22 protein-coding genes are annotated in these 23,615 nt (G+C 46.0%); 5 read left to right on the top strand and 17 right to left on the bottom strand.

All coding sequences use genetic code 11. From position 1 onward, the window contains the following. Positions 1–42 precede the first annotated feature (42 nt). Genes BM607_RS09135 through BM607_RS09125 form a run of 3 tightly spaced genes read right to left on the bottom strand, consistent with a single transcriptional unit; the run spans position 43 to position 2,245 of the window. A complete protein-coding gene (locus BM607_RS09135; protein ID WP_071938622.1) occupies positions 43–780 on the bottom strand; it encodes a TIGR04219 family outer membrane beta-barrel protein in 738 nt (245 codons plus the stop codon). 2 nt (positions 781–782) lie between these two features. Further along, positions 783–1,751, bottom strand: a complete 969-nt coding sequence (locus tag BM607_RS09130; RefSeq protein ID WP_006083029.1) for a DUF2333 family protein — start codon at positions 1,749–1,751, stop codon at positions 783–785. A gap of 11 nt (positions 1,752–1,762) precedes the next feature. Next, positions 1,763–2,245: a copper chaperone PCu(A)C gene (locus tag BM607_RS09125; RefSeq protein WP_071938623.1), complete on the bottom strand. Its 483-nt coding sequence runs from the start codon at positions 2,243–2,245 to the stop codon at positions 1,763–1,765. A gap of 33 nt (positions 2,246–2,278) precedes the next feature. Between BM607_RS09125 and BM607_RS09120 the strand changes: the two genes are divergently transcribed. After that, positions 2,279–3,016 carry an enoyl-CoA hydratase gene (locus BM607_RS09120; RefSeq protein ID WP_006083031.1) on the top strand — a complete coding sequence of 246 codons (738 nt, stop codon included), beginning with the start codon at positions 2,279–2,281 and terminating at the stop codon, positions 3,014–3,016. Positions 3,017–3,156: 140 nt separating this feature from the next. Here the strand turns inward: BM607_RS09120 and BM607_RS09115 are convergent, their stop codons facing one another. The 5 genes from BM607_RS09115 to BM607_RS09090 form a co-directional block, all read right to left on the bottom strand. After that, entirely contained in the window at positions 3,157–3,357 is a 201-nt protein-coding gene (locus BM607_RS09115; RefSeq protein WP_006083032.1) for a PspC domain-containing protein, read from the bottom strand. 144 nt (positions 3,358–3,501) lie between these two features. Then, positions 3,502–3,792: a hypothetical protein gene (locus BM607_RS09105; protein ID WP_006086053.1), complete on the bottom strand. Its 291-nt coding sequence runs from the start codon at positions 3,790–3,792 to the stop codon at positions 3,502–3,504. A gap of 209 nt (positions 3,793–4,001) precedes the next feature. Continuing rightward, positions 4,002–5,021: a tRNA dihydrouridine(20/20a) synthase DusA gene (gene dusA, locus BM607_RS09100; protein ID WP_071938624.1), complete on the bottom strand. Its 1,020-nt coding sequence runs from the start codon at positions 5,019–5,021 to the stop codon at positions 4,002–4,004. Between the two features lie 422 nt (positions 5,022–5,443). Further along, positions 5,444–6,118: a Fe2+-dependent dioxygenase gene (locus tag BM607_RS09095; RefSeq protein ID WP_071938625.1), complete on the bottom strand. Its 675-nt coding sequence runs from the start codon at positions 6,116–6,118 to the stop codon at positions 5,444–5,446. A gap of 100 nt (positions 6,119–6,218) precedes the next feature. Beyond that, on the bottom strand, positions 6,219–8,411 hold the full coding sequence (locus BM607_RS09090) for a TonB-dependent siderophore receptor (protein WP_071938626.1): 2,193 nt from the start codon (positions 8,409–8,411) through the stop codon (positions 6,219–6,221). Between the two features lie 843 nt (positions 8,412–9,254). Between BM607_RS09090 and BM607_RS09085 the strand changes: the two genes are divergently transcribed. Next, complete coding sequence (locus BM607_RS09085; RefSeq protein ID WP_006083037.1) at positions 9,255–9,719, top strand: chemotaxis protein CheX; 465 nt, start codon at positions 9,255–9,257, stop codon at positions 9,717–9,719. A gap of 547 nt (positions 9,720–10,266) precedes the next feature. On the opposite strand, the gene alr is transcribed toward BM607_RS09085, so the two are convergent. Together alr and dnaB are read right to left on the bottom strand one after the other, a co-directional pair. Further along, positions 10,267–11,343: an alanine racemase gene (alr, locus tag BM607_RS09080; RefSeq protein ID WP_012586772.1), complete on the bottom strand. Its 1,077-nt coding sequence runs from the start codon at positions 11,341–11,343 to the stop codon at positions 10,267–10,269. A gap of 103 nt (positions 11,344–11,446) precedes the next feature. After that, positions 11,447–12,853, bottom strand: a complete 1,407-nt coding sequence (gene dnaB, locus BM607_RS09075) for a replicative DNA helicase (protein ID WP_006083039.1) — start codon at positions 12,851–12,853, stop codon at positions 11,447–11,449. Between the two features lie 125 nt (positions 12,854–12,978). Here dnaB and BM607_RS09070 point away from each other — a divergent pair, with 125 nt between their 5' ends. After that, positions 12,979–15,177, top strand: coding sequence for a S46 family peptidase (locus BM607_RS09070; protein ID WP_087486514.1), 2,199 nt, complete (start codon positions 12,979–12,981; stop codon positions 15,175–15,177). A gap of 267 nt (positions 15,178–15,444) precedes the next feature. Here BM607_RS09070 and rplI read toward each other — a convergent pair whose 3' ends face one another. Genes rplI through rpsF form a run of 4 tightly spaced genes read right to left on the bottom strand, consistent with a single transcriptional unit; the run spans position 15,445 to position 16,883 of the window. After that, positions 15,445–15,897, bottom strand: coding sequence for a 50S ribosomal protein L9 (gene rplI / locus BM607_RS09065; RefSeq protein WP_006086059.1), 453 nt, complete (start codon positions 15,895–15,897; stop codon positions 15,445–15,447). 36 nt (positions 15,898–15,933) lie between these two features. After that, the gene (gene rpsR, locus BM607_RS09060; protein WP_006083042.1) at positions 15,934–16,161 is read right to left on the bottom strand and encodes a 30S ribosomal protein S18; all 228 of its coding nucleotides are present in this window, start codon (positions 16,159–16,161) and stop codon (positions 15,934–15,936) included. A gap of 12 nt (positions 16,162–16,173) precedes the next feature. After that, positions 16,174–16,479 carry a primosomal replication protein N gene (priB, locus tag BM607_RS09055; RefSeq protein ID WP_006083043.1) on the bottom strand — a complete coding sequence of 102 codons (306 nt, stop codon included), beginning with the start codon at positions 16,477–16,479 and terminating at the stop codon, positions 16,174–16,176. A gap of 8 nt (positions 16,480–16,487) precedes the next feature. Next, entirely contained in the window at positions 16,488–16,883 is a 396-nt protein-coding gene (gene rpsF / locus BM607_RS09050; RefSeq protein WP_006083044.1) for a 30S ribosomal protein S6, read from the bottom strand. Positions 16,884–17,096: 213 nt separating this feature from the next. Between rpsF and BM607_RS09045 the strand changes: the two genes are divergently transcribed. Then, positions 17,097–17,840, top strand: a complete 744-nt coding sequence (locus BM607_RS09045) for a DUF481 domain-containing protein (protein ID WP_006083045.1) — start codon at positions 17,097–17,099, stop codon at positions 17,838–17,840. 237 nt (positions 17,841–18,077) lie between these two features. Further along, positions 18,078–19,520, top strand: a complete 1,443-nt coding sequence (locus BM607_RS09040) for an MFS transporter (protein WP_012088244.1) — start codon at positions 18,078–18,080, stop codon at positions 19,518–19,520. A gap of 145 nt (positions 19,521–19,665) precedes the next feature. Here the strand turns inward: BM607_RS09040 and rlmB are convergent, their stop codons facing one another. From rlmB to motX, 3 genes are read right to left on the bottom strand one after another with little or no spacing between them, the layout of a single operon-like run. Then, positions 19,666–20,406 carry a 23S rRNA (guanosine(2251)-2'-O)-methyltransferase RlmB gene (rlmB, locus tag BM607_RS09035; RefSeq protein WP_006083047.1) on the bottom strand — a complete coding sequence of 247 codons (741 nt, stop codon included), beginning with the start codon at positions 20,404–20,406 and terminating at the stop codon, positions 19,666–19,668. Then, positions 20,407–22,830 (bottom strand): ribonuclease R, encoded by a 2,424-nt coding sequence (gene rnr, locus BM607_RS09030; RefSeq protein WP_006083048.1) that lies wholly within the window; start codon positions 22,828–22,830, stop codon positions 20,407–20,409. A 39-nt stretch (positions 22,831–22,869) separates the two neighbouring features. Beyond that, complete coding sequence (gene motX, locus BM607_RS09025) at positions 22,870–23,526, bottom strand: flagellar protein MotX (protein ID WP_011847814.1); 657 nt, start codon at positions 23,524–23,526, stop codon at positions 22,870–22,872. Between the last annotated feature and the right edge of the window lie 89 nt (positions 23,527–23,615).

The raw sequence follows: 23,615 nt of genomic DNA, 5'->3' as shown, positions 1-23,615 counted from the left end.
CCGATAGGCGGTTTTTTTATACTCAAACGCTAAATCAACAGATTAGAAGTTGATTTCAACACCTGCGAAGTAACCTTTAAATTTAGTATCGGCACTCACACCCGAGAAGTTACTCACGTCGAATAAAAACTCACGGTAGCCTACACGTACACGGGTATCGACGGCCAAACCATCGAATTGCCAGCCTAAACCAATCGCATAGTCGTGAACGCTTGATTCATTTACGCCCTGCATCAAATCAGCAAAACCGTATAAACCTAAGCCAGGCATACCCACATGCGTACTGGCATAACCCATCACAATGCCGCTATCGACATCTTTCTCTTCAGGGTGACCAGGGTCTTGCACGCGCAGTGAGCCATTCATTAACTTGTAAGCAGCACCGAGATCCAATGACACTATATCGTTATCCAATATTTCGTAATACAGCACGAAATCTCTGTTGCTCAGATCGGTATAAGCAGTCACATTACCTTTAAAATCATGACCATTGAAGTTGAAATCAGCACCAGACATGCTGCCTTTCTGATCTAAGCTATTTTCACGGATTTTAATATTAGGGACAAATGGCAATGGATGCTCAACCGCAATCCAGTAGCTACCTTGAGCCGATGAACTGTAATCAAATGTTTGCTGTGGTTGACCTCTATCGGCAAAAGTACCGCTAGTATCGGCGCGCCAGTAGTCACCGCCAATTGTGAAACCGACCACAGTGGCCGCTTGGGCTGATGTGGCCATGCATAATCCTAATACCGCACTGGCGAGGAGAGTTTTTTTCATAATTAACCTTGAGATAGCAAGTTCGTTAAATCAATCACCGCGGCATTCGCACGCGACACATAGTTAGCCATAACCAATGAATGATTAGCGACTAAGCCAAAACCGCTGCCATTAAGCACAACAGGGCTCCAGACAGTTTGCTGAGTCGCCTCCAGTTCACGTATGATCTGTCTTAGGCTCACTTCAGCATTTTTCTTCTTTAAGACGTCGGCAAAATCAACTTCAACGGCGCGCATAAAGTTCAGCAAGGCCCATGAAGCACCACGACTCTCATAGAAAACATCATCAATTTTCCACCAGCTGGTTTTCACCTGATGGCTTGCCAAGTTAGGTGTGGATTGACGCGCCGCATTATCGCCGGCTAAATCGGTATTTAAACGCTCTTGGCCAACACTGGCCGATAAACGTTGTGACATGCTGCCCAGACGCTTCTGCACTTCTTTCAACCATTCATTGAGGTTGTCGGCGCGGGCATAAAACTGTGCATCTTGATTGTTAGGGTCCATCATGCGAGCACGATACAGCTTCAGCAATTTAATGGCATCGCGGTATTCGCTTTCGGCACTTGGCACTAACCAGCTAGTGTGATCGATATTGAGCTTAGATTGGGCTTCGCCTAAATCTTTATCCGCTGCCGATTGTGACTGCGAGCGACTAAACTCTTTACGCATAATCAAGGCTAAATCGCGGGCTTGTTCTAATGCGCCGTATTCAAATGCGGGCATGTTATCCATAAAGATGGAAGGTGGCATCACATCGTTTGATAACCAACCGCCTTGCTTATCCAGTAATGTTTCGACCGTGAGGATCAGCGAAGTGGTGGTTGCGTATCCGACCACATTTTTATCGGTAGCCGTCAATTGTTGAGGATTGATAGGATCGGGCTCGATACTCCACCACACACTCAGGCCATAACCGATTAATACTAAAAATAAACCGACACCGGTAACTTTTTTCCATGTAATTTGCATCAAGCGACTCCTTAATGATGGTGATGATGCTCTTGCTCTGCGGCGTTTTCTGCTTCTTTACTAACAGGCAGTGTAATCGCCATTTTCTCGCCATCGTCAAACTCTAATTGCAGTTCAACTTGCTGCTCTAACACCAATGGCGCTTTTAAGCCTAGCAACATGACGTGATCCCCTGACGGCGTTAACGTTAATGTGCCATGGGATGGGATATCAAAACCTTCAACATGGCGCATCTTCACCATGCCTTGATCTTCGATAATCGTGTGTAATTGGGCATCCTTTGCCACAGTAGCACTGACGCCGATAAGACGAACCGCTTTATCTGTGTGGTTTTCAAGCGTAAAGTAGGCGGCAGTATTTGGTACTGTCTCAGGCATGGCGCGTACATGACCTTCGGTCACTATCACGCTCGCCAACGCTGAAAATGATGCACAAGATAAAACTAGACAATTAAACAGCTGTTTGAATATTGGTTTCAATGTCTTAAACTCCATGTCTACCCAATGTCGTCGTAAAGGAAACAACCCATGAGTCATATACAGGTTCAGGATGATCAGGGCGTACGTATTATCAGCTTTAATCGCCCCGATAAACGCAATGCACTTGATCTTAATATGTATAAACAACTGACAGAATACCTGATCGAAGGTGAAGCAGACAACGACATTCGTGCCTTTATGCTCCATGGCCAAGATAATTGCTTCACCTCAGGCAATGATGTTGCAGACTTTTTGAAAAATAGTGACTTAGGGCCAAATCACCCCGCTGTACGTTTCTTATTTTGCCTGCTGGAACTCAAAAAACCGCTGGTTGCCGCCGTTTCTGGCGCCGCCGTCGGCATTGGCACTACCGTACTACTGCACTGTGATCTGGTATATGCCGATAACACGGCGAAGTTTCAACTGCCCTTCGTCAACTTGGCACTGGTGCCAGAAGCGGGTGCTAGCCTACTGTTACCTGAACTAGTGGGTTATCAAAAAGCGGCAGAGCTATTGCTACTCGGCGAAAGTTTTAATGCCGAGACAGCCCACAGACTCAATATGATCAACGAAATTGTGGCCCATGAAGACCTACTCAGTTATGCATTGTCTCAGGCTAAAAAGTTGGCAAATCAACCGCCACAAGCCCTACAAATCACACGTCAATTAATGCGTCCGCATAAAAATCGTGTACAACACCAAATGCATCAAGAATTAGAACAATTTAGCGCTAGGCTAAAAAGTGATGAAGCCAAGAGCAGATTTCAGGCTTTTTTGAAGAAGTAGTCTGCAAGCAGTATGCACATACATGTCGCATGAGGGTCAAAGTGCCCTCTTGTTGATAGGTTTAACACCCTATTTTTTTTAAAAAATTCTTTCAATTTTTCAATCAAGACAAGCCTCAAATATAAGTCATCACTGCGGACTTAAACGGGTCTTTTCCATTGATCAACTAACAGTGCTAAAACAAAGTAAATCAACAAACTCACACCAGGCATAAATACCGTCGCGCCAGCCCACACCACTCGAGTCCAAAAGCAAGACCAACCAAATTTCCATGCCATACCAGCAGCAACACCACACACTAATCGCTCTGGGCTCTCCATACGTGCTTTTACTCGTTTCATCTAAAACCTCGACTCAATTGATTGTAATTTATTTATCACTATGCCACTGAAACCAGCAAATAATGCCTGAAAACAACGCAAGACTAATTACAGGTAACAGTAGCAAAGTCATTAAAGGTGCTACAAACCACATAAGCAGATCCCCTACTTAGCGCTATATTCATCGGCACTTGCCGACTCACCTTCATTCTCAGCGCTTAAGCCAAGTTGACTGTTGAAGTCATAAATACTTTCAGCGAGTTGTGTTTGCAATGACATCACAAACTCACGCTTAGCACTGACTAACATTTCTTGTGTTTGGGTAGTTAGCGTTTGCTCAATGGTTCCGACAACATCCGATATTGGCGCGGCTTCTGCGTGTACTGCAACGCTACCGACTAACGCACCTAATAACACACTCATTTGAACTGATTTTTTAATGGTTAACGTAAACATGATGGCATCCCTTTCGATTAATTAACTTGACGAAAGGAGTATTACAAACTGCGTGCCAACTTATAAAAATATTTTTAAGATTATGATTTTAATCATTTAAAAAAAATTTATGTGGATAAGATGAGATATAGGGATGGATTGAAAAATAACAAGTGGTGAAAAATACTACTCAAATTAGTAAATTTCACCATCTTTTAAGTCGAGTGGAATTACTCTACAACTTCAACCTGAATATTCTGAAAAGCCTGCTTTACCACTTCTATCCCAGCGCCGTTTTTATGGGCATTTTCGCTCAAATAACGACGCCACGCACGGGCACCCGGTAAGCCTTGGAATAACCCTATCATATGGCGAGTAATATGATTAAGTCGCCCACCCGACTGCAAATGTGCTTCGATATAAGGCAACATTGCCTCAATCACATCCTCACGGCTGATCACCGCTTTTTGGCTGCCACATAAAACTTGGTCCACCTGCGCCAGAATATAAGGATTCTGATAGGCCTCACGCCCCATCATCACGCCATCGAGCTGCGCCAAATGGAGTTGCGCTTGCTCAAGTGTGGTGACGCCGCCATTAATACCAATATTGAGCGCGGGATAATCGCGCTTGAGTTGATATACACGATCATAATCAAGCGGCGGGATCTCGCGATTCTCTTTCGGACTCAAGCCTTGAAGCCAAGCCTTACGGGCATGAATAGTAAAATCCGTACACCCTTTTGCACTGACCACATCGATAAACTGGGTTAAAAATGCATAACTGTCTTGTTCATCAATCCCGATACGTGTCTTAACAGTCACAGGAATATCAACCACTTGCTTCATGGCATCAACGCACTCAGCCACTAATTCAGGTTCCGCCATCAAACACGCGCCAAAGCGACCATTCTGCACTCGATCGGAAGGACAACCCACATTGAGGTTCACTTCATCGTAGCCACGCTCAGCCGCGAGTTTAGCGCAGCGCGCTAAATCGACTGGATTAGAGCCACCTAACTGCAATGCCAAAGGATGTTCTTCTTGGTTATACGCTAAGTAGTCACCACGGCCATGCAATATCGCTCCAGTCGTCACCATTTCCGTATACAACAATGCATTAGCCGACATCAAACGTGCAAAATAACGGTAATGACGATCAGTCCAATCCAGCATGGGCGCAATGGAAAAGGTTCTATCGAGGGGTTTAGGCGCTAAACCTTGGTGTTGCTGGGTTTTATCTAAATTCATTATGTTCCGACTAAATAATATTCTTACTGACTGTTTTTACACGCTTAGGATGTTCTACCTTATTCAGGGGAACTAAGAGGGACCACAATCGCTTGGACGCAGCAGATTGAAAAACCTAATAAATGGCGTTATTTCGCATTCAAAAACGTGAAAAGGCAGACGGGATCATTCACCATCAATGTCTTGTGCGTGTGAAAAAATGGCAACGCATTATACACAGAGCAAAGCGCCATTACCAAACACCAAGCTGCAGGGTCACGCTCTGCATCAAAAGTGCAGCGTTATAGCACGATGACAAACTTGGCCTATGACAGTAGACGCAAAGCGGCATGAATACTAAAAGTAGATTAATTATCTAGCGCTCAGTCCCCCTCCATCAAGCTATAAGCGACTATCATGCTGACTAGAGGAATAACCGCCATTTACAGCTCACTCCAGCGCCTCAATAGATTGTGATACACGCCACTCAGATTAAACAACTCTTGTTCCGCTGTCTGCTGAGCTGTGAGTGTTTGAATCGATTGATCGAGTTGAAATAGCAAGCGGCGCTGACCTTCATCACGAACCATACTTTGTAGCCACATAAAGGCGGCGGTACGCTCGCCCGACAGAACTGGCGTGACCTGATGCAAGCTGCTCGATGGATACAGCACTAATGAACCCGCTGATAATTTTATGCTTTGTTGGCCGTAGGTATCTTGGATAACTAATTCTCCGCCCTGATAGTTTTCTGGTTCACTGAGAAATAAAGTCGCTGACAAATCGGTACGGATCATCCCATCAGGAGTCGAGCGGATAGCATTATCTATGTGATACCCAAAGGTTTCACCGCCTTGATATCGATTAAACAAAGGCGGATAAAACTGTAATGGTAATGCGGCAGATACAAATTGCGGGTGTGCCAACAGCCTGTCCATAATCTGCTGACCTAGCGCGACGGCTACTGGGTCGTCCTTATCTAATTGCTGATTGCGCTTACGAGTTGTCGCCATCGCGCCGGAGGTTTGATTACCGTCTATCCAGCAACGCGCATCTAACTGTTCGCGTAAGTGACTCACTTCTTGTTTTGAGAAAACATTAGGAATTTCAATCAGCATCTCTGGGTTCCATAGGGCAAAAAACACGGCATGACTTATACCGTTTATAAAACATAAAAGGCAGCCCGAGGGCTGCCATCACATTAACTAATGGCTGACATTAAAAATGCATATCGGCACTGAGCATGACCAAACGTCCGGGCGCCATGTTAGCAAAATGCGCAGTGTAGGCTTTATCGTAATAACGCTCGTCAGTGAGGTTTTGCACATTCAAGCGCAGCGTCAGAAAGTCATTCATCTTGTAAGATGAAACCACATCAAAACGCCAGTATGAAGGAATCGATAACGTATTGGCGGTATTACCATAAACCTGCCCCATATAGTAGGCGCCAGTTCCGACATTTAACTGTTCCGTAATGTCGTAAGTGGTAAACAGGCTGATGCTGTTTTTGGCCGTATTAGGGAAACGATTACCATCGTAAGCGGCATTAAATCCGTTACTTTCTAGGCTAGCATCAAGATAGGTGTATCCACCAAATCCATGCCAATGCTCAGTGATATCACCTGAAAAACCAATTTCGAAGCCTTTCACTTTCTGCTCACCAACGTTTTCTTGCGGTGAATTGCGATCGGCAGAAGTCGCAACGCGAGCGTTGTTCTTCTCGATTTGGAATACTGAACCATTAAGCGATAAGCGGCCACTGAAGAAATCCCACTTAGTACCTAGCTCGTAACTTTCAGTATCTTCAGGCTTTAAATCTTCATTGTTACTACCAAGACGATCTGAACCATCGCCATTAGATGTTCCTGGCGGATTCGAAGATGTGCCCCACGCCGCATAGATACTGCCGTTGACCGCTGGTTTATACAGCACTGATAGTTGGTAGTTTAAAAAATCATCGTCATTGGATAGTGACGAAGTCGAGTTCTGTGCAGCAGTGCTGTAATCATCCCAGCGCACGCCGCCGTTAATCATCCAAGACTCATTCAACTCTATGGTATTAAAGGCATAAACTGAGCGAGTGTCCGTTTCAGTCACAGTGGCATCAGTCCCTAGCGTCACGCTGCCGACCCAAGGGTCGTGAGGATTAGGCTTCGATAACAAAGTACAATTGTAATTAGCCAGTAGTGCATCATTACAACCCGCATTACGACCATTACCCGTATCGACCGTATAACTTAAGTTACTGGTGCGCTCGTTGCTAAATTCAGTGCCAATCGCAAAACGGTTGGTGAATCCAGCCAGTTTAGCCTCACCCGCCAGTTGTAATTGGGTCGCGAGCGTTTTAGTCACTGAATGGCGTGATTTAGTGTTACGCCATACATAACCATTGGCGACGTTGCCTGTCGTGTCATCTGGGTTAGTCACAATGTAATAATTGGTATTACGGCTATACACTGAGGTCGACGTAAATTGCATGTCATTGTTGAAGTCATGGCTTATCAGTACTGAAGCTGTGTCGTCATTATTATCGCGAAAATCCCGCGACAATAAGCCATAGAAGTTATTGGGATCTACATCGGCAGGCCTACCTGTCGCTTGATCATAGGGGATCCCATAGTCAGGTATGTCATGGTTTTCAAAATGATAATATTCCAACGTCACCTTAGTGGGTGTCGTCAAGCCAAATGTCACCGAGGGGGCAATGCCCCAGCGATTACCAGAGACTTCATCACGACCCGGTGTATTGGCATCGTGCGCCATTAGATTCACCCGCACGGCAGCTTCATCTGCAATCACATGGTTAACGTCAAAGCTGGCGCGTTTTAAAGCATCAGTACCAATTGCCACATCCGCATTAATAAAATCTTCAGCTTGCGCTTTTTTGGTCACGATATTGATACTGCCACCAACTGCACCACGGCCGTTGTAAACAGAACTAGGCCCCTTTAGCACCTCAATTTGTTCGATGTTAAAAGTCTCACGGCTCTGGGAGCCCACATCCCGCATACCGTTAATAAACGTCGAAGATTGAGCGTCATAACCACGAATAAACGGCCTGTCACCATAGGGATTTCCACCTTCACCCGTACCAAGCGTAATACCGGGTGTTGCACGCAGAGCATCGGTAAAACTTTGTGCCCCCATGTCTTTGATCAGATCTTGATTAATCACAGTGACAGTTTTAGCGCTATTGAGCAGATCATCAGTAAATTTACCGGATTGTACTTTGCGCGTGTTGTAGCCCAAATATTCGCCGTTAACCTCAATATGTTCGACTTTCTTACCAGCGACTTGTGCCTGCTCCGTTGCTATCGCAGGGGTAGCTGATACTGCCATACCTATAGTTAATGAACCTAAAACATGGGCGCCGAGTGCGACTCGGCCATTGCGGCGTTTTGCAAATTTCATTAAAAGCATTCCTGTTGCGGACTAAACCCTGTAACAGATGTCCCCCACCTGTTAATCGCCCGCTAATATAAGGAAATCACACAAACTGATCAATAACTATTATCATTTGCATTATTAGTTAACATTGGTTGCATAATTTATCGTCCAGCAATGCAGGTTTTTTCATTGCCTCTGAAATTGAGAGTAGTGGGAAAAATAAGAATGTCTTGATGTTTAAGAAAACCGTCGATGAGCTAACTACATAAAACTATTACGTTATTAATCGAGCCGAGTCAGTTTGTGCAATGACGACTGTAATTGAATTATCTACGGGGGATATTTTAATGTTGCTGTTGAGAAATCTCGTTAGCTGCCAGACGATAGCGAATGGAATGGTATCGCAGAATCGCACTAACCGAGATGCCACAGAGTCGGGCAATAACCGCTCCCCCCTCAGTTGTTGAATAGATAAAAGTCGAGTTACTCCATAAAAAGGCTAAAAAACTTTGCAGCATCGGCACACATGGGCCACTATGAATGGGGCTAATAGTGTCGATATTACATCATTTTTTGTATTTATGTAGCGTAAAACAGCGCCATTTGACGTTCAACGTCTTCCTGAGTAACACTTGTAAACTATGATGCAAAGCGATCGCAACCATAAATGGCACAGTGATATTGGGCCTTAGCCGCATATATCTCGGATAAATGATAAGAATATCTTTAAATTAGCCTCACATTTATAGCTGTCTCATCTAAGCTGATAGAGTGTGATCAAGATTGCTGTCGATAAGCAACTTTTCTAATAGCCTTAAGCAATGCCATTACTTCATGGTTTAGGCTCAAAAGAGGACAAACTTAGGCATGAACGTTAATTTTATTAATCCTTTCCTCCAATCTCTGCTCAATGTCATTTCGACTATGGCGAGCATGGATTTGACGCCGGGCAAACCTCAAATCAAATCAGATAACTTAGCGAAGGGGGATGTGTCTGGCCTCATTGGGCTCGTTGGCCCCCAAACAAAAGGATCACTATCGATTACCTTCGAACAAAAGCTGGTTTTGCAGATAATGCAGAATATGCTGGGCGAAAACCCGGGTAAAATTAACGAGGAAGTAACTGATCTAGTGGGTGAAATCACCAACATGGTGACTGGCGGCGCAAAAAATCTGTTGGGTCAGAAAGGCTATGAGTTTGAAATGGCCACCCCTATGGTCGTGTCAGGAAAAGGCCACACCATTTCCCATAAAGCCAATGGCACTAAGATTATCATGCCTTTTACCAGCCCACATGGGACCGCTTATATCGAAATATGTTTTGAAAATTAATAACTTAAAATGTACCAAGACAACATAGCTCAAATTACATTAACGCTCCTGTCGCTCTGGATCTTATGTTTCATTTGCTTATTTAAAGCTAGATAACAAAGATCAGAACGGCTGGATTACCAGCACCTGAACATGTTTTGACCGTTCTTTTTGCTGTCTCATTAGTGTTTAATGACCACTTCAGTTCGCGCGGCTCTATCCGTAAACATATCGAGTCACTCAGCCTGCACATCAAATCAGTACTTAACTGCAATGCGCTTATCTAAGCCCTACTCGCTCAGCTCATACTGTATAAATTAGCAATTTTTAACGCTTTTATTCGGAGCAATGAGACGATGCAAATATAATACTGATGATTCACTGTGAGACTTCACCCTAGAGTTGCCACAAATAAAAAAACGGTGTTTAACACACCGTTTTATGATTCTGCATTTTAATGCTACAGTCGCTCAAGCTAACGAGGTTCATTTCACCAGGCTAGTCTCATGAGACCAAGCACGCGAGACTGAGCTCATGAGAGTAAACTCACGCGATGAAGTTAACAAGGCTAAGCTAAGCAAACCGCAACCCTTGGAGTGAGCTTAGTGACTAATTCATAAGCGATAGTACCGATATGTTCAGCGACTTCTTCAACGGGTAATGCTTTACCCCACAACAGAGCACTGTCGCCAACCTTATCTTGCGCATCTTGGCCTAAGTCGACAGTCAACATGTCCATAGAGACGCGGCCAACTATGGGTACGCGACGACCATTAACCCACACAGGTGTACCTTCCGGTGCATTACGGGGATAACCATCACCATATCCAATTGCGACAACACCCAAACGGGTATCTTGCTTCGCGGTCCAAAAACAACCATAACCCACCGGCTGATTGGCTTTATGATCCCGCACCGCAATCAACTGTGATACCAGTTCCATCGCAGGTACTAGTCCGTGATTCGCACCGCAATCTCCAGTGACGGGTGACACACCATAGAGTGCGATTCCCGGACGGATCCAATCGCCTTGGCTTTGCGGCCAATACAAGGCACCGGCGGAGTTGGCTAAGGTTCTAAATCCGGGTAAGCCAGCAGTTAAGCTATTAAAAGCCGCCATCTGTACTGAGGTATAAGTGTTATCTGGCTCATCTGCACAGGCAAAATGTGTCATCAAATGAATCGGTTTTGCCACATTGGGACAGGCCATTAATCGGTCGTAAACCGTTGAGAATTGCTCGGGCGTAAAGCCTAAGCGATGCATACCTGAATCCACTTTCAACCAAACAGTGACAGGTTTTGACAACACAGTTTGCTCTAACATCTCAAGCTGAGAGCTATGGTGCACCACAGTGTCGATATCATGCCCGACGAGTAATGGGAGATCGGTGGCGCGGAAAAAACCTTCCAGCAATAACAACCGCGCTGTCACGCCGCCCGCTCGTAATTCTAAGGCTTCATCCAATCGCGCTAAGCCAAAACCATCGGCACTGACTAAACAATGGGCGACATTTAATAATCCATGACCATAACCGTTCGCTTTAACGACGGCCATCACGCGACTCGCTGGTGCTTGTTGACGCAACGCAGCGAGATTGGTTTGCAGTGCACTACTGCTAATTTCTGCACGGGGAAAAGGGTTCAAAATTTACCTTGCTCACTCAGGAAATAAAAAGTCACGGATATAAAAAATACATCAGCACAGCACGTCTTCTGCATACGCAAATTTACAATTTTCAAACGTAAATTTAGTCTTCTTCAAACTGAGGTCCGGCATAATTATCGAAGCGCGAAAACTGCCCTTGGAAGGTGAGTCGCACCCGACCAATCGGGCCGTTACGTTGCTTACCAATAATGATTTCGGCCGTACCTTTATCTTGAGAATCGTTGTTATACACTTCATCGCGATAAATAAACATGATGAGATCCGCATCCTGCTCGATAGCGCCCGATTCACGCAAATCCGAGTTTACAGGTCGCTTATCGGCCCTTTGCTCAAGCGAGCGGTTAAGCTGCGACAGGGCAATAATCGGGATTTCTAGCTCTTTGGCTAATGCCTTTAGGGAGCGTGAAATCTCAGAAATCTCTAAGGTACGGTTATCTTTCAAAGCGGGCACCTGCATTAACTGCAGGTAATCTATCATGATCATAGATAATCCACCGTACTCACGGGCGATACGACGCGCGCGGCTACGAACTTCGGTCGGCGTTAATCCCGAACCATCATCGATATACATTTTGCCTTGCTCGAGCATGATGCCCATGGTCGATGAAACCCGCGCCCAATCCTCGTCATCGAGCTGACCGGTACGGATTTTGGTTTGATCAACGCGGCCCAAGGAGGCCAACATACGCATCATAATCTGTTCTGACGGCATCTCGAGACTGAAGATAAGCACCGGCTTGTCTTCATTCATCGCGGCTTGTTCGCACAAGTTCATCGCGAAGGTGGTTTTACCCATAGAAGGACGCGCCGCAACGATAATCAAGTCACCGGACTGGAAGCCAGCGGTCATCTTATCCAGATCGTTAAAGCCACTCGAAACCCCAGTCACACCGTTATGGGGGTTATTATAAAGCTGCTCAATCTTATCGACGGTTTTTTCCAGAATGGTTTTAATGCCTTCAGGACCTTCGTTGGAATTGGTGCGCATCTCAGCGATCTTAAAGACTTTACTCTCAGCAAGGTCGAGTAATTCACTCGAGTCGCGGCCTTCTGGGTTGTAACCTGCATCGGCAATTTCGTGCGCTACACGGATCATGTCACGCACTACGGCACGTTCACGGACGATTTCGGCGTAAGATAAAATGTTACCCGCACTTGGGGTATTTTTCGCAATTTCACCTAAATAGGCAAAACCGCCAGCATCTTCTAATTGATTTTCAACTTCGAGCTGTTCAGAAACCGTGATCAAATCGATCGGTTGCCCCAGATCGACCAATCTGTGCATGGCAGAGAAGATCATCTTGTGTGAACGGGAGTAAAAGTCATCTTTTACGACGGCCTCAGCGACCCTGTCCCACGCTTCGGCATCTAACATCAAGCCGCCTAATACCGATTGTTCAGCCTCAATTGAATGCGGTGGCAGCTTGAGTCCATCAAGCTGCAAATCTCTTGGCTTACTTTTAGGCTTAAAAGCACCTTGTTGTGACATTAACGCTCCCGATTTCCAACAACTTAACAAAATATGATATAAAACCCGCGTCAAGCAAACAGGATGTTTACACTCGCCTGTTATCTCATTCCAACGGACACTCTAATAATCAATAAGGAAAGAACATGCGTATTGCATTGGTTGCGGCCTTAGTAATGACATCCGGCATAGCAACTGCCGACGAAGGACAATGGCAACCTTATCAAATGCCTTCTATTGCAGACAAACTCAGTGAACGCGGAATCGATATTCCTGCAGAAAAACTGGCCGATCTTACAAGTTATCCAATGAACGCCGTTGTAGGGCTGGGCTATTGTACCGCCAGTTTTGTCTCCCCCCAAGGGCTAGTTGTGACAAACCACCATTGTGCCTTCAAGGCGATACAATATAACACTAAGAAAGAACATAACTATCTCGAACAAGGCTTTTTAGCTACATCAATGGACAAGGAACCCTCTGCCGGTCCTAACGAACGTTTATACATCACAGAGGCAGTAACCGATGTCACCGCCCAAATCAATCAAGGCCTAAGCCAAGATCCACTGAGCCGTTACGAAGACATTCAAAATCACAGCAAAGAACTGATCAAGAGCTGTGAAGCCGATGCGAATTATCGCTGTAATGTCCGCAGTTTCCATAACGGCCTAGAATACTACCTAATCAAGCAATTGATGATCCGCGATGTACGCTTAGTGTATGCACCACCAGAAAGTGTCGGTGCCTACGGCGGCGACATCGATAACTATGAATATCCACGCCACTCGGGTGATTTTGCCTTCTTACGAGCTTACGTCGGAAAGGATGGCCAACCCGCTGTATATAGCGACGATAACATCCCTTACAAGCCAAAGAGTTACCTTAAAATCAACGCCGATGGCGTGAAAGCCGGTGACGGCGTGTTTGTCGCAGGTTATCCAGGCTCAACCAGTCGCTATAACCTCACTAGTGAGCTTAAGTTTGCCAGTGACTGGCTGTATCCCACCCAAGCTAAACGCTATCAATTACAGATTGATACTATCGAAGCTATGGGGCAAAAAGATGCAGACATCGCCATTAAATACGCTGGTAATATGGCTTCAATGGCCAACCGAATGAAAAAACTCAACGGCCTGTTAGCGGGTTTTAAAGCCACGGATATCGTGGGCATTAAACAAAGTCGTGAGGATAATTTTTTAGCTTGGCTTAAACAAAATCCTAAGCTAAATCAAAACCTCATTGCTGAGTTAGAAGTGTTACTTGCCGAGCAACAACAGGCGTTCCAAGGTAATTACTACTTTACTAATGCCCAATCGAGCACCCTGCTAACCGCAGCAAACAGCTTGTATCGTCTTGCTAAAGAAAAACAAAAGCCCGATGCCGAACGTGAACAAGGCTATCAAGAGCGTGATTTGGCGATGCTGAGCTCGCGTCTTAAACGTATCGATTCGAGTTTCGATGTCAAAGTCGATAAGACATTGTGGCTACAGGATTTAAATGCTTACCTAGGCCAATCGAATCGCGTGGCGGCGCTCGATCAAATGTTAAGTGTAACCAGTAAAGACGTAGATCTCGCAGCTAAACTCGATGGTTTGTATTCACTCACTACGCTCACAGATCAAGCCCAACGTCTGGCGTGGATGAATGCCGATATTAACGCCTTCGAAACCAGTGCCGATCCCTTTATTCGTTTAGCCGTAGCACTTTACGACACTAATATGGCGCAGGAAAAAACGGAAAAAATCTTAGACGGTAAGTTATCCACTGCTCGCCCAGACTATATGGCCGCAGTGATCGAATACTATAAAGCCAACAACTGGCCAGTCTACCCTGACGCCAACGGTACGCTGCGTATCAGCTACGGTATGGTCGATGGTTATCAATCACGTGATGCACTCTACAAACAGCCGTTTACTCGTCTAGATGGCATAGTCGCGAAACACACAGGCGTAGAGCCCTACAATGCACCGAAAAAGCTCCTCGATGCGATTGCCGAGCAGCGTTTTGGCAATCATTTAGTGAAGTCAGTTTATCAAGATCCCCGCGGCTGGATCTGCAGACTCTTCTCTTGCTTAGACAAACCCGAAGAATTTAACTCAGTACCAGTTAATTTCTTATCGAGCGTTGACACCACAGGCGGCAACTCGGGTTCGCCCGTCTTTAACGGTAAAGGTGAGTTAGTGGGGCTTAACTTCGACTCCACCTATGAAGCCATCACTAAAGATTGGTTCTTCAACCCAACCATCACCCGCGCAGTACACGTGGATATCCGCTATATCCTGTGGATGATGGACGAAGTCGACCATGCCGAGAACCTAATCCAAGAACTGGATTTAGTCAGAAATTAATACCTTGAGCTAAATCCGTTGCTCTAAACAAAAAGCCGCTCACTGTTATGCAGTAAGCGGCTTTTATTTGGGCTCATATTTTAGCAGCGAATGCACTTTGGGATGATGAGATTGAATGAGTAGGCGCGTATCACCTAGCAATTATACCAATCGTATTAAATCCATCGTAGAGCCGATATCAAAACCTAAATACACTCAAATCCTAAAAGTCAGCCATAAAAAAACACCGCCGAGGCGGTGTCTTTTTATATTTAAAGCGAGTCGTAATTAAGCTTCTGCAACCACAGATACTTTAACAACAGCTTTAACTTCAGTGTGTAACTGAACTTCAACTTCGAAGTCGCCAGTAGTACGCAGAGCGCCTAATGGTAAACGAACTTCTGATTTAGCCAGCTCAACACCAGCAGCAGTCACTGCATCAGCGATGTCACGGTTGCCAACTGAACCAAACAGTTTGCCTTCATCACCAGCTTTAGAAGCGATTACAACAGCTTCCAGTGCAGTGATTTTCTCAGCACGTAGGTTAGCAGCAGCTAATTCAGCAGCTAATTTAGCTTCTAATTCAGCGCGACGAGCTTCAAATACTTTAACGTTGCTTTCGTTAGCAACAACAGCTTTACCTTGTGGCAAAAGGAAGTTACGTGCGTAACCAGCCTTAACTGATACTTGGTCACCCAAGTTGCCTAGGTTAGCGATTTTATCAAGCAGAATAACGTTCATTATCAAATCCTCTATATTCGATTAGGAATACTGCAATTACTGATGTAAATCAGTATATGGCAGTAGAGAAAGATAACGAGCACGCTTGATAGCGCGAGCTAGTTGGCGCTGATATTTAGCACTAGTACCAGTGATACGGCTAGGAACAATCTTGCCGCTTTCAGTGATGTAGTTCTTTAAAGTAACGATATCTTTGTAATCAATTTCTGCAACACCTTCAGCGGTGAAACGGCAGAACTTGCGACGACGGAAATAACGTGCCATGTTGACAGTCTCCTAAGTTTTCAATTCGACATTTTCGGCATGGATAACTAAGCGGTTTTGACCATTGCGCCCCTGTTGAAGCGTCATAAAGCCTTGCACTTGTACTTCCACACCTGCTTTCAGATCTTCTGCGACGCTTTCAAAGCGTGGGCCACTCAATATCACTTGAATTTGTACGTAGACGTTGCGGAGCATATCTGCTTCATAACGCTGCGATTTGTGTTCCAACATTATCACACTGTGTGCAATACCTGCTGGGCTTTTAAAGCGTCTTGAACGAGTTATCGTTCCTGACAACACCAAGTTATTGGTGGTCACAGATTACCTTACTCAGCGATTTCTTCAGCGTGAGCTTCATCGTATGAGCGTTCGCCAGCTGGGCCACGACGTGAATCGCGCTCATCTCTAGCTTTAGCCATTGGAGATGCTTCAGTAACGGCAACTTTAGTACGCATTACCATGTTACGCAGAACTGCGTCGTTGAAACGGAAAGCTGTTTCTAGCTCTTCAATCGTCTCTGCTTTAGCTTCAACGTTCATCAGAACGTAGTGAGCTTTATGCAGATCAAGGATTGGGTAAGCCAGTTGACGACGGCCCCAATCTTCTAAACGGTGGATTGTGCCGTTAGCTTCGGTGATAACACCTGTGTAACGCTCAATCATACCTGGTACTTGTTCACTTTGATCTGGGTGAACCATAAATACGATTTCGTAATGACGCATTTATTGCTCCTTACGGTTATGTAGCCTCGGTATTGGCTCAGTCAAACCAAATGGAGGCAAGGAACGAAAAATAGTGACTGATTTGAGCGCGAGATAGTACAGAAAGCAAGCCAGAAACTCAAGCAATAACTTTGCCTCGCCAATCAATACAGGTATGATGGCGCTTCATCTATATTCGGACGTCTGACATCAGCTAACCAAGAATAAAACATAATGCTAAAAGTTATTGCGCCAATCTTTTTATTTTCCCTTTCATTTCCTGCGCTTGCGCTTGTTCCACCTGATTATCAGGAACCGCCCAGCGATTTTACCGCAGAAATCGAAGCGGGTTTGCAACTGAATACAGGCAATACCGAATCCAGCAGTTTTAACGGTCGAACCCAACTGATTTACGACACTAAGCAAACCAAGCAAGAAGCCACGCTCAAAGCCTACTTTGCCTCAGAAAAAAGCAAGACGACTTCCGAAAAATACGAACTCCAACTCCAGTCGAACTATAAACTCACTAAGGGTTATATCTTCGGACGCGGTGATTTTACTTGGGATCAATTCGGTAGTTACACGCAAATCTCAACTATTTCGAGTGGTTACGGTTTTAATGCCATCAGTAGCTACAAGACCAAACTCAGTCTCGAAGTCGGCCCCGGTTATCGATATAACTTACCGGCCGAATCTGTCGATATTCCCAATCCTGATGCTGAGAAAGATGTCATTCTGCGTACCGCTGCAAAGTTTTCTCAAAAACTGCAGGAATACAGCAGTCTCAATGCCGATTTAACTGCGGAAATGGGCGAGAACAACAATACCCTTACCTTAGACATGAACTACAAGAATCTGGTGTTCCAAGATTGGGCTTTTAAAATCGGCATGAACATCAAATACACTGAAGTAGTTCCAGAAGGTAGCCAGCAGACAGATACCATCACCACCTTCAACCTGCTTTATACCTTTAGATAACCGCTTTTAGATAATCCGAAGCAATACAAGAACACGACGCCAATGTCATCTTCGGCTGGCGTCAATGTTAAAGTTCTTCATCCCCCTCTCAAGTCACTTCGACATAATCTAAGGATTTTTTGAGCAGAAATGCGCAATTAATCAAGATTTACCAACAATTTGCAACACAACATAAACACCAACCCCTGATATACTCACGGTTTATTATCAATCTTGTTTGTGTTTTCGGAGTTGTATATGACTAATCCGCTGCGCACTTTCGCCTCTTTATATAGCACCACCTTGTTAATGGTACTGGCCGGCGGTTTGCTCACAACTTACCTTGGGCTCAGGCTCTCGGTGATGAATGTGCCACAGATATGGATAGGCGGCATGATGTCGGCCTATTATGTTGGCCTTGTGGCGGGCTCTAAGATTGGTCATAGACTTATCGCCCAAGTGGGCCATATCCGCGCCTTCGTTGCCAGTGCAGGCATAGTCGCGGCATCTGCATTGGGTCATGCACTCGTGGATGAGCTAGCAGTTTGGCTGCTCCTCAGGCTCGTTGTCGGCATGGGAATGATGTGCCAATACATGGTGCTCGAAAGTTGGCTTAACGAACAAGCCGAAAGTAACCAAAGGGGCACAGTGTTCGCGAGTTATATGATCGTATCTTACTTCGGTTTGATTTTGGGCCAAGGCGCAATCAGCATCTTCCCCGAATTAGGTCTAGAGCCACTACTGCTTATCGCGATTTGTTTCTCACTCTGTATCGTACCGATTTCACTCACGCGTCGTCTTCACCCTGCGCCTTTGGTCCCAGCTCCACTCAAAATTGCCCATTACTGGAAAAAAGCGCCGCAGGCACTCACAACCATCGCGATTGGTAGCATGATAGTGGGTTCGTTTTATGGTCTCGCGCCCGCCTATGCTAGTAACTTAGGTTTGCCGCCTGAAAAAGTCGCCACTTATATGACTGCAACGATTTTAGCGGGATTACTGGCACAATGGCCGATGGGGAAACTGTCCGACATTATGTCCCGCAGCCGTCTTATCCGTATCAACTGTATATTGCTTGGCATCTTAGCCTTAGCCATCGCCTTAACGCCCTATCATCCAGTGATTTCGCTGGTGATGACCTTTCTGTTTGGTATTTTAGGTTTCACCTTCTATCCACTTGCTACGGCACTGGCTAACTCACGAGTCGAACAGAATGAGCGGGTCGGTTTATCTGCCACCATCTTATTAACCTTCGGCTTAGGGGCTAGTATCGGTCCATTGATCGCCTCGACGTTGATGCAATGGCTTGGCAACAGCATGTTATATGGCTTTATGTCTGCCTGTACCTTGATCCTGTTTGTGCGGCTACGTTACGTGCATTCACAACAAAAAGTCGAAACCAATGTCACCCAAGACTACATAATGGCAACGGGCGACCTAGTCTCTTCACCACTGGCGGCGGCGCTGGATCCTAGGGTTGATGTTGAATCGATTCAAGAGCATATGACGCCCAGTGCTAACCTAGATGAATCTGAGCATGATTTAGGGGCTGATGGCGTCGATGACGATATTATCGACGAAAATGACAGTGATGAGGAGCAACTCGCCTTCAGTTTCGATATCGAGCAAGCAGAGCCTGAAGCCGTTCAAACGGATGAAGCCGATAGCCATCAGGTCAACCTAGACAAAGCGCAGACATAAAAAGACCAACAAAAAAGACCGATTAACTGTTTAAAGTTAATCGGTCTTTTTATTACTGCAAGTGCTAACTACAACAAATAGTGACTGCAACAAGTCGTTACTGCAAGCCTGACCGCATATGCGATATCAGGCAAGCATGAGCGTATTAGCTGCGGCGCTGACGCACAGCTTCAAATAAGCAAATACCGGTCGCAACCGATACGTTCAAGCTCGACACACTACCGGCCATAGGGATAGAGATCAGTGAATCGCAAGACTCACGGCTTAAACGGCGTAAACCTTTATCTTCCGCACCCATGGCAATCGCCAGTGGCCCTTTAAGATCGGCTTGATAAAGCTCGCAATCTGCCTCGCCCGCCGTACCCACAATCCATACACCTTTATCCTGCAGGTGACGCATAGTGCGCGCAAGATTAGTCACTTGGAATAAAGGCACAGTTTCCGCCGCGCCACATGCCACTTTACTCACTGTCGCAGTTAAGCCGACTGAGTTGTCTTTAGGCACGATAATACCTTGCACGCCAGCCGCATCGGCATTACGTAGGCAAGCGCCTAAGTTATGGGGATCCGTCACGCCATCCAAAATCAGCAGAAATGGTTGCTCAGTGTTGGCAAGCAGCACATCTAGATCTTGCTCATTCAACACTTTCGCCGCTTTAACGCGCGCGACTATGCCTTGATGTTGGCTGCTTTCCGCTTTGTCATCCAAGGCTTTACGAGAAGCGACTTGAATCGTAGTGCCAAAGGCTTTGGCCTGATTGGCAAGCACAGTTAAGCGCTCATCGTCACGGCCTTGTAACAGCCATAACTCGATAATGCGCTCAGGGCTGTGTTTTAACAGGGCTTCAACTGCGTGGATCCCAAAAATAATATCTTGTTTTTTCATTTATTTCTTTCTCGTGCTCCGCTTAGCGGCTTTTGGCTTTTTAGCCGGATCTTTTACTGCTGTTTTTTTCGCTTTAGTGCCCGCTTTAGCCTTAGGTTTGGCTTTGCCAGCTTCAGCCTTAGTGCTAGGGGTTGCGGTTTTACCTGCTTTGCCTTGCTTAGCACCTTCGCGATTAACACGCTCACGGGCAGTCATCGGCTTATCACGGCTGGCAGATGCTTTACGCTTGCCACCTTTACCGTCATCGCCCAGCATGACTAAATCAATCTGTCTGTCATCTAAGTTAACAGCAGCGACCTTAACCGTCACAGGATCGCCAACTTGATAGACTTGGCCAGTGTGCTCACCGATAAGACGTTGACGCATAGGATCGAATTGGTAGTAATCGCTACCTAGGCTTGAGATATGCACTAAGCCATCGATAAACAGCTCATTTAAGCGCACGAACAAACCAAAACTCGTCACTGAGGCAATCACAGCTTCAAAGGTATCGCCGACGTGATCTTGCATAAACTCGCACTTGAGCCAATCGCTAACATCGCGGGTCGCTTCATCGGCACGACGCTCTGTAGTCGAACACTCTTCGCCCAATTGGTCGAGTTCATCGAGTTGATAGTGGTAGCCACCATCCTGCGTCCACTTTTCTGTGGCTTCGCCTCTTTCCTTCGCCAGTAAATAACGGATCACACGATGTAAGACTAAATCCGGATAACGGCGAATGGGCGAGGTAAAATGCGCATATTCTTCTAAGGCTAGACCGAAGTGACCTTCATTATCTGGGGTGTAAATTGCCTGACGCATAGAGCGCAGCAACATCACTTGGATAAGTTCAGCATCGGGACGGTCGGCAATTTGCAGCATCACGTTCTGGTAATCAGACGGCGTTGGCTCAAGTCCGCCAGGCATAGTCAAACCACGCTCAGCAAGGAACTCTTTAAAGTTCGCCAACTTTTGCTCAGATGGCGCTTCATGCACTCGGTACAGCACGTCGCCTTTGTGTTTCTTCACAAATTTAGCTGCAGAAACGTTGGCTAAAATCATGCATTCTTCAATGATTTTATGTGCTTGATTACGGCCACGCGGCACGATTTTATCAATCTTGCGCTGCTCATTGAAAATGAACTGCGTTTCCATGGTTTCAAACGCAATCGCACCACGCTCAGCTCTTTGCTCATCTAGCGCTAAATACAATGACTGTAAACACTGCAGATGCGGGAACAAGGCTTCATGCTCAGGCGCAATCGGGCCGCCTTCTAACATCTCAGCCACTTGGGTATAAGTGAAACGGGCATGGGAATACATCACAGCCGGATAAAACTTATAACCCGACAACTTGCCTTTGGCAGACACTGTCATCTCGGCGACCATACATAAACGGTCGACGTGAGGATTAAGCGAACATAGGCCGTTGGAGATTTTCTCCGGCAGCATAGGGATCACTTGCGATGGGAAATACACTGAGTTACCACGGGCACGCGCTTCGGTATCTAAAGCCGAATCGGTGCGAACATAATAACTAACGTCAGCAATCGCAACCCATAAACGCCAGCCGCCACCGGCTTTTTTCTCCGCATACACGGCATCGTCAAAATCGCGGGCGTCTTCGCCGTCGATAGTCACTAATGGCAGATGACGTAAATCCACACGGCCAACTTTATCGGCGTCGGTCACTTCATCGGGAATTCGGCGCAGTTTCTTCTCGATCACAGGTGACCAAGTATGGGGTAAGTCATAGTTACGCAAGGCGATTTCGATTTCCATCCCCGGCGCCATTTGCTTACCAAGCACTTCAGTCACTTTACCCGCAGCCTTAACAAAACGACCCGGGCGACGCGTTAATTCAACCACAACCACATCGCCTTGACGGGCGCCGTTGCGATCTTCATTCGCGACTAAGATTTCTTGGGTTATACGCTTATCATCGGCAATGACAAATGCCATACCGCTATCAACATGATAACGGCCAACAATCGCGGCACTGCGCGGCTGGATCAAACGCACCAAACGCGCTTCGCGGCGACCACGACGATCTGTGCCCGCTTTTTGCGCGAGCACTTTATCACCATGGAAATACATCAGCATATCGCGGTTCGAAATAAATAAGTCATCACCGCCTTCATCGGGTTTGAAAAAGCCGAAGCCTTCTCTGTGTCCGAGTACAGTGCCGGGGATAAGATCCATTTTCTCGGGCAAGCCATAGCTCTGCCCACGGGTGAACACGAGTTCGCCATCGCGTTCCATCGCACGTAGGCGACGGCGCAGGGCCTCAAGCTGTTCTTCCTCTTGGATGTTTAACGCCGCGGCAATACTGTCACGAGTGATAGGTGATTTCTGAGAACGTAAGTAATCGATAATATACTCACGGCTTGGGATAGGGTTTTCGTACTTATCCTGTTCACGCTCAAAATGAGGGTCTTTGATCATTCAATATCCAAATAATGTGTCTCTAGATTAAGAGACCACTTAACGGGTTCGCAACTGTTCTTGCTGGGCCCGCGCCACTGCACTGGGGGGCATTTTAGCTGCTAACACCTGCAGTAAAGACAAGGCTTTTTTCTTCGTCGCCTCGTCCGCAAATACATCGTTATATAACCAGTGATAGGCCATCTCGTAATCCCTAGGACTACCATAACCTTCACCGAATAAACGCACTAACATCATACGAGCGGGTAAATCACCACTTGCAGCCGCAGGCAGTAAATAATGCACTGCTCTGTCTTTATTGCGGATGACAAATTTCCCACTCTGATAATACTCGGCAAGCTTTAACATCGCTTCTGAGCTACCTTGTTCGGCCGAGTCACGTAACAAAGCAATGCCCTTCACAGGGTTTGCCTTTACACAGGTTCCATAATTGAGCATTTCGCCCCACAGGAATTGATATAAAGGCTGTTTTAAGACTTGGGCTCGCGCCTCAATGTCTTGGACTAACTGGCAATCATCACGCTTCACTTTCGCTAAATATTGATCACTTCGGATCAAATCAAGCAATTGATCTTGGCTATAAATATCCACCGCCTGCGTTTCAGCAAAGCACATTGAAGATACTAAGGGCAGTAGCGCAACTAGTGCTGTACGTAGCATAACGACTCTCAATGACAATAGGGTGAATACTTGCATCGGCAGTATAACCTATTTCTTGAGCTTGAGCTGAATTTCTAACCGCAGAATTAAACAGAGAAAGGCATAAAGAAGCAGAGAAAAAGGCC

The sequence above is a fragment of the Shewanella sp. SACH genome (genome assembly GCF_001887095.2).
Classification (GTDB): domain Bacteria; phylum Pseudomonadota; class Gammaproteobacteria; order Enterobacterales; family Shewanellaceae; genus Shewanella; species Shewanella baltica.
The sequence above is the reverse complement of the archived record's forward strand: the minus strand, read 5'-3'. Positions and strand labels throughout refer to the sequence as shown.

Bases quoted from the DNA above. Each gene is read 5' to 3' on its own strand.
- BM607_RS09070 (WP_087486514.1), top strand. From the start codon at position 12,979: ATGCGTATTGCATTGGTTGCGGCCTTAGTAATGACATCCGGCATAGCA.
- rplI (WP_006086059.1), bottom strand. From the start codon at position 15,897: ATGAACGTTATTCTGCTTGATAAAATCGCTAACCTAGGCAACTTGGGT.
- BM607_RS09115 (WP_006083032.1), bottom strand. From the start codon at position 3,357: ATGAAACGAGTAAAAGCACGTATGGAGAGCCCAGAGCGATTAGTGTGT.
- BM607_RS09040 (WP_012088244.1), top strand. From the start codon at position 18,078: ATGACTAATCCGCTGCGCACTTTCGCCTCTTTATATAGCACCACCTTG.
- rpsF (WP_006083044.1), bottom strand. From the start codon at position 16,883: ATGCGTCATTACGAAATCGTATTTATGGTTCACCCAGATCAAAGTGAA.
- BM607_RS09090 (WP_071938626.1), bottom strand. From the start codon at position 8,411: ATGAAATTTGCAAAACGCCGCAATGGCCGAGTCGCACTCGGCGCCCAT.
- BM607_RS09120 (WP_006083031.1), top strand. From the start codon at position 2,279: ATGAGTCATATACAGGTTCAGGATGATCAGGGCGTACGTATTATCAGC.
- BM607_RS09045 (WP_006083045.1), top strand. From the start codon at position 17,097: ATGCTAAAAGTTATTGCGCCAATCTTTTTATTTTCCCTTTCATTTCCT.
- rnr (WP_006083048.1), bottom strand. From the start codon at position 22,830: ATGATCAAAGACCCTCATTTTGAGCGTGAACAGGATAAGTACGAAAAC.
- BM607_RS09125 (WP_071938623.1), bottom strand. From the start codon at position 2,245: ATGGAGTTTAAGACATTGAAACCAATATTCAAACAGCTGTTTAATTGT.
- rpsR (WP_006083042.1), bottom strand. From the start codon at position 16,161: ATGGCACGTTATTTCCGTCGTCGCAAGTTCTGCCGTTTCACCGCTGAA.
- motX (WP_011847814.1), bottom strand. From the start codon at position 23,526: ATGCAAGTATTCACCCTATTGTCATTGAGAGTCGTTATGCTACGTACA.
- BM607_RS09105 (WP_006086053.1), bottom strand. From the start codon at position 3,792: ATGTTTACGTTAACCATTAAAAAATCAGTTCAAATGAGTGTGTTATTA.
- BM607_RS09130 (WP_006083029.1), bottom strand. From the start codon at position 1,751: ATGCAAATTACATGGAAAAAAGTTACCGGTGTCGGTTTATTTTTAGTA.
- dnaB (WP_006083039.1), bottom strand. From the start codon at position 12,853: ATGTCACAACAAGGTGCTTTTAAGCCTAAAAGTAAGCCAAGAGATTTG.
- BM607_RS09085 (WP_006083037.1), top strand. From the start codon at position 9,255: ATGAACGTTAATTTTATTAATCCTTTCCTCCAATCTCTGCTCAATGTC.
- rlmB (WP_006083047.1), bottom strand. From the start codon at position 20,406: ATGAAAAAACAAGATATTATTTTTGGGATCCACGCAGTTGAAGCCCTG.
- BM607_RS09095 (WP_071938625.1), bottom strand. From the start codon at position 6,118: ATGCTGATTGAAATTCCTAATGTTTTCTCAAAACAAGAAGTGAGTCAC.
- dusA (WP_071938624.1), bottom strand. From the start codon at position 5,021: ATGAATTTAGATAAAACCCAGCAACACCAAGGTTTAGCGCCTAAACCC.
- BM607_RS09135 (WP_071938622.1), bottom strand. From the start codon at position 780: ATGAAAAAAACTCTCCTCGCCAGTGCGGTATTAGGATTATGCATGGCC.